Origin of the sequence: Protofrankia sp. CiT1 (assembly GCF_917627335.1) — a bacterium.
Classification (GTDB): domain Bacteria; phylum Actinomycetota; class Actinomycetes; order Frankiales; family Frankiaceae; genus Protofrankia.
In genome coordinates, this window is sequence record NZ_CAKJTP010000199.1 from 926 (window position 1) to 6,422 (window position 5,497).

Sequence of the window (5,497 nt, forward strand, 5' to 3'; positions counted from 1 at the left end):
CCCGGCGCAGCATGGGCGGTGTGCTGCCTACGCCGGCAGGGGTCAATCCTCCCGCCCCTTGGCCCGGCGGCCCAGCGCTCGGGAGACCTCGCGGGAGGCGTCCCGCTCGGCGAGCGCGTGCCGCTTGTCGTAGGTCTTGCGCCCGCGGGCGAGAGCGACCTCCACCTTTGCCCGGCCGTCCTTGAAGTAGATGGACAGCGGGACGATGGTCAGGCCGCCCTCCTTCGTCTTGCCGACCAGTTTAGCGATCTCATCACGATGCAGCAGGAGCTTACGGCGCCGGCGCGGGGTGTGGTTCGTCCACGTACCCTCGGTGTACTCAGGGATGTGCACACCGTGCAGCCACGCTTCCCCGTCGTTGATCTGGGCGAAGGCGTCCACCAGTGACGCACGGCCCGCCCGCAGCGACTTCACCTCGGTGCCCTGGAGCACCAGCCCAGCCTCGATGGTGTCGAGAATCGTGTAGTCGTGCCGGGCCCGCCGGTTCTGTGCGACCAGCTTCCTACCGGTCTCCTTTGGCACTTCTGGTGTCCCTCTTCCTCGCAAGCCCCATACACATTCACGTCCCAGGCAGATCCCAGGCAGGTCCCAGACAGATTCCGCCGAACGGGCCGGGGACCTGGACCTCGGCCACGCGTGCGCGGCAACGTCACGTAGCCGCCGGCTCTCCAGGCTACGCCGGCCGCCGGGCAGGCCGGAACGGATGGGTCAGACCCGCAGGTATCGTCGCAGCGCGACCGCAGCCAAGATCGCGGATGTCACGGTGCCGATCAGGAGAACAGCGACGGCAACGGCCCACACCGCGCCCCAGCCGAAGAGCGGGAACATCGCCTGCCGGGCAAACTTATGATCAACAAAATAGACCTTGCACACGATCAGTATCACCACCGCGAACATCCCGCCGAGCATGCCCGTAACCGCACTCTCCATGACGAAAGGCGCGCGGATCGTCGCGTTGGTGGCCCCCACCAGGCGCATGATCGCGGTTTCCCTACGTCGCCCGTGCGCGGAGAGGCGGATCATCGCATAGATCAGCACCACCGCGGCAAAAGCCTGAACGGCGGCAAGCGCGAAGGTGCCGACCGCGAACGCGCGCAGGAAGCGATAGAGCGGCGCGACCAGCGCGCGCTGGTCGCGTACCCGGTCAACGCCGCCCCTCCCGGTGTACTCCAGAACGATCTCGCCAGAGCGGCGTGGGTCAACAAGCGTGAGACGGAACGACGCGGGCAGGTCGGCCGCGCTCACGCCGCTCACGACATCCGGCGAGTTACGGAAGTCACGGGTGAAACGCGCGAACGCACGCGCCTTGTCCTCGTAAACGACCGCCCGCACCAGGGGGTCAGCGCGCAGATCGGCCGCTAGCGCGGCACGTTCGGCGCTGGAGACTCCGTCGTTGAGGTCGATAACAACCTGGATCTGGTCGAGGAAAAACCTGTCGACGGTCCGGGCCTGTGCCCTCAGCAACAGGCCGGCTCCGAGCAACGTGAGGCAGATCGTCACCGTGACGATCACCCCGAGGGCCATCGACAGGTTGCGCCGCAAGCCGCTGACACCGATCACGAGCATCTGACCCAGCCACCTACCAACGGCCATCACTTACAGTGCCAGCCCGTAGGCGCCCCGCAGCTGGTCACGCACGAGGGCACCGTGTTCGAGCTCGATGACCCGGTGACGCATGGCGTCCACCAGAGTGGCGTTGTGCGTGGCCACGACAACGGTCGTACCGATCTGGTTGATCGCATCCAGCAACTTCATGATCCCGGAACTCGTGACCGGGTCCAGGTTGCCGGTTGGTTCGTCAGCCAGCAGGATGCGCGGACGCCCGGCAAAGGCCCGGGCAACCGCGACCCGTTGCTGCTCTCCGCCGGAGAGCTCGTCGGGGTAACGACCCTCTTTACCAGCCAGCCCCACCAAGCTGACGATCGCGGGGACGACAGCGCGTACCACCGGGCTCGGCCGACCGGTGACCTCCAGGGCAAAGGCCACGTTGCCGGCGACCGTCCGGTCGGGCAACAACCGGAAGTCCTGGAACACACACGCCACCCGCCGGCGCAGCAACGGCACCCGGCGCTCCGGGATCCGGTTCACATCCAGGCCGGCAACCTCGACCACGCCGGCCGTGGGCCGTTCCTCCCGCAGCAGCAGCCGCAACAAGGTGGACTTCCCCGACCCCGACGGACCGACCAGGAAGACGAACTCCCCCGCGGCGATCTCGACGGTCACGTCATCCAGCGCGGGACACGCACCTGCTGGATACCGTTTGGTCACCGAAGTCATGCGAATCACGCTTACCACTCCTCGCATCCAAATAGACACTCTAGGTCATCAGTGGATGCTAGCCAACAACGCGGCGGTCACGGCCCCGCGGGCATCCAGCGACCGCGAGGAGCATCACCAGACAGCCAGCGCGGCGTCGCGAGGCAGACAGGGGTGGCGCGGGGAACAGCGGGTAGACAGAGGGCGTGGCCGGCTGAACGGTGGCGGAACTTTTCTGGACCGTCAGACATTGTGCGGGTCAGCGCGCAAGCGCGATGATGCTGGCAGCGGACGCGGGGAGGTCGACGGCATGTGCTGCGAGGACCTGGTATGCGCCCGATGTGCCGGGCCGGTCGCCGAGGCACGGTGTCCGTCCTGCCGATCGGCCCGTGACTCGATGCACCACTCCCCCACCACGATCACACCTCAGATGCTGATCGTCATCGTGTCCGTGCTCCTGGCACTGACCCTGCTCGCCGTCCAGCACGGATAGGTTGCGCTGCGCCCGGACAGGTATCGAGCCCCGTTCGGCCCGCCAGGTCACAGCTGTCAGGCCACAACTGTCAGGCCAGCATCTCCCGCAGCGCGACCACGTCGCCGATGACGATGACGGACGGCGGCCCGATACGAGCGTCATCGGCCAGCGCGGCGATGTCCGCGAGCGGCCCAGTGACCACCTTCTGACCAGCGCTTCCGCCACCATGGATCACAGCCGTCGGGGTGGATCCCGCGCGACCCCGCTTCACCAGCTCCGCGGTGATCTGCCCCAGCGCACCGACGCCCATCAACACGACGATCGTCCCAGCGCCGGTCGCCACGGCATTCCAGTCGACCGTCGAACCCGGATGGGACGGGTCGAGATGACCGGAGACGATCGTGACATCCTGGGTGATCCCACGGTGGGTGACCGGAATACCAGCCAACGCCGGTACCGCCACGGCGCTCGTCACACCCGGCACAACCTCGCAGGGCACCCCCGCGGCCCGACAGGCCAGCGCTTCCTCACCACCACGGCCGAAAACGAAAGGATCGCCGCCCTTGAGCCGCACCACCCCGAGGCCCCGCCCGGCCCGATCCACGATCAGGCGGTTGATCTGATCCTGGGTGATGTTGTGGCCGTGCGCCTCCTTGCCCACGTCCACGATCTCGACGCCGGGCCCGAGGTCGGCGAGCAGCGCCCGCGGAGCCAAGCGGTCGACGACCACCACATCGGCCCGGCGCAGCAGCTCCATACCTCGAACAGTGATCAGATCGGGACGGCCCGGCCCACCGCCGACCAGCGCCACCCAGCCACCCGCGGCGGGCCGCGCGGGCACGGCGGCATCCGGCGATACCGCCCACACGGTGGCGCCGGCCATCAGGCCTGTCTCGGAACTGTCCATGGTCCTAAGGTTGCCTCGGGAGGCGCGGACGCGCGAGAGACGCCCTGAGCCCGGTGCCCCGTACCCCGCGCGAGAAGCGCCGATCGGCCACCGTCGACGATCAGGCCGGGCCTTCGGCGGTGCGCCGCCAGCGGATCTCAGCATCGATGAAGTCGTCGATATCGCCGTCGAGCACCGCTCCGGTGCCGGACGTCTCCACATCGGTCCGCAGATCCTTCACCATCTGATACGGATGCAACACGTAGTTGCGGATCTGCGAGCCAAAGGAGACATCCTGTGGGCCGCCGGTCAGCCGCTGCTTCTCGGCAGCCTCCTCCACACGTCGGCGCTCCAGCAGTTTGGCCTGGAGCACCATCATGGCCGCGGCCTTGTTCTGTAGCTGGCTGCGTTCGTTCTGGCAGGTCACCACGATGTTCGTCGGCAAGTGGGTGATCCGCACCGCCGAGTCGGTGGTGTTGACGCCCTGCCCGCCCGGTCCCGACGAGCGGAAGATGTCGATCCGCAGTTCCTTGTCGTCGATGTCGACGTGGTCGGCCTGCTCGACGGCGGGCGTCACCTCGACCCCCGCAAACGACGTCTGACGGCGGTTCTGGTTGTCAAAGGGGCTGATCCGCACCAGCCGGTGGACGCCGTGCTCGCTGCGCAGCGTCCCGTAGGCGTATGGCGCCTTGATCTGGAACGTGGCGGACTTCAGGCCCGCCTCCTCCGCCTCAGAGGTGTCGAACACCTCGGTGCTGTACCCGTGCCGCTCGGCCCAGCGCAGGTACATGCGCAGCAACATCGCGGTCCAGTCGGCGGCGTCCACGCCACCGGCTCCGGCGGACAGCTGAATGATCGCATCCCGCTCGTCGTACTCACCGGACAGCAGCGTGCGGACCTCGAGCGCGGAGATGTCACGAGTGAGTTTTGGCAGGCCCGCCGCGGCCTCAGCCAGCAGGTCGTCATCATCAAGGTCAAGAGCGGCGAGAATGTCGTCAAGGCGCCGTCGCAGCGCTTCGACGCGCGCGATGTCCCCCCGCGCCGACGAAAGCCGGCGGGTGACGCTCTGCGCTCTGTTCTGGTCGCTCCACAGGTCCGGATCCGCCGCCTCACGCTCCAGATCAGCGGCGCGACGCCGGAGACTTTCAAGATCAAGAACTGCTTCGATGCCGGTGAGCGTCGAGTCGAGAGTCTTGATCTCCTCTGTGAGGTCGGCGGCCATGAGACCTATCTTACCGGCGGGAACGCACCACCCCCAGCCGGATTCCGATCTTGGCGTGGCGACATTGCCACCCGCGCCAGCGCGCCGCCGCGCGGTCGTCCCAGCGGTACCCCCGCCCGGTTCGATCGCTCGAGGTTCACCCGCCCGTAGACGGCATTGTCCCCGGCGGGCAGCCCGGCCACCGCCACTGCCATAGCCATAGCCATAGCCAGCCGCCGGCACCGCCACCGGCATAGCCACCGCCACCGGCACCGCTCATGCGGCAACCGGACGGCGGCCGAATGACGGCCAGCTGGCAGAAACACGGCCCGCCGGCCCGAAACCCGAGCGCGGCTCTGCTACAGGCCGGAAATCCCTCCAAGGTCAACAAGACATCGGACCCGACCAGAATTGACGTGGAGAGACTTAAAGCACATCCAGCACGCCCTCGCTACCGAGGTGTCAGCGCGGCCCAACGACTATCTTGACTGTCAGTAGGCTCTTCGGCCAGGAAAGTGGTGACAGGCGGGTGTCATTCCATGTTCGGCCGGATTTGGCGTTGCTGGGCGCTGGTGAGCCGTGAACGACAGAACAGCCGGCACCTACCTCTCGACCGATACCGGCGAACTGCATGACGCCTGTATCCGGACCCTGGCAGAGACACTCATCAGCTATGAGA

General features: G+C 67.3%; 6 protein-coding genes. 1 reads left to right on the plus strand and 5 read right to left on the minus strand.

Translation table 11 applies throughout. The annotated features are described in order from the left end of the window. Positions 1 to 42: 42 nt before the first annotated feature. From smpB to ftsE, 3 genes are all read right to left on the minus strand, one after another. Positions 43 to 522 (minus strand): SsrA-binding protein SmpB, encoded by a 480-nt coding sequence (gene smpB, locus MJ785_RS19710; protein WP_239311139.1) that lies wholly within the window; start codon positions 520 to 522, stop codon positions 43 to 45. Between the two features lie 186 nt (positions 523 to 708). Next, entirely contained in the window at positions 709 to 1,566 is an 858-nt protein-coding gene (gene ftsX, locus MJ785_RS19715; protein WP_239311140.1) for a permease-like cell division protein FtsX, read from the minus strand. 30 nt (positions 1,567 to 1,596) lie between these two features. Next, entirely contained in the window at positions 1,597 to 2,286 is a 690-nt protein-coding gene (ftsE, locus tag MJ785_RS19720; RefSeq protein WP_239382200.1) for a cell division ATP-binding protein FtsE, read from the minus strand. A gap of 46 nt (positions 2,287 to 2,332) precedes the next feature. Between ftsE and MJ785_RS19725 the strand changes: the two genes are divergently transcribed. Further along, on the plus strand, positions 2,333 to 2,749 hold the full coding sequence (locus tag MJ785_RS19725) for a hypothetical protein (protein WP_239311142.1): 417 nt from the start codon (positions 2,333 to 2,335) through the stop codon (positions 2,747 to 2,749). Between the two features lie 70 nt (positions 2,750 to 2,819). On the opposite strand, the gene cobA is transcribed toward MJ785_RS19725, so the two are convergent. Next, positions 2,820 to 3,614: a uroporphyrinogen-III C-methyltransferase gene (gene cobA, locus MJ785_RS19730; RefSeq protein WP_239311144.1), complete on the minus strand. Its 795-nt coding sequence runs from the start codon at positions 3,612 to 3,614 to the stop codon at positions 2,820 to 2,822. 124 nt (positions 3,615 to 3,738) lie between these two features. Continuing rightward, on the minus strand, positions 3,739 to 4,839 hold the full coding sequence (gene prfB, locus MJ785_RS19735; protein ID WP_239311143.1) for a peptide chain release factor 2: 1,101 nt from the start codon (positions 4,837 to 4,839) through the stop codon (positions 3,739 to 3,741). Positions 4,840 to 5,497 lie beyond the last annotated feature (658 nt).

Excerpts from the sequence above, each read along its gene's own strand:
- MJ785_RS19725 (WP_239311142.1), top strand. The coding sequence starts at position 2,333 with ATGCTAGCCAACAACGCGGCGGTCACGGCCCCGCGGGCATCCAGCGAC.
- ftsX (WP_239311140.1), bottom strand. The coding sequence starts at position 1,566 with ATGCTCGTGATCGGTGTCAGCGGCTTGCGGCGCAACCTGTCGATGGCC.
- prfB (WP_239311143.1), bottom strand. The coding sequence starts at position 4,839 with ATGGCCGCCGACCTCACAGAGGAGATCAAGACTCTCGACTCGACGCTC.
- cobA (WP_239311144.1), bottom strand. The coding sequence starts at position 3,614 with ATGGCCGGCGCCACCGTGTGGGCGGTATCGCCGGATGCCGCCGTGCCC.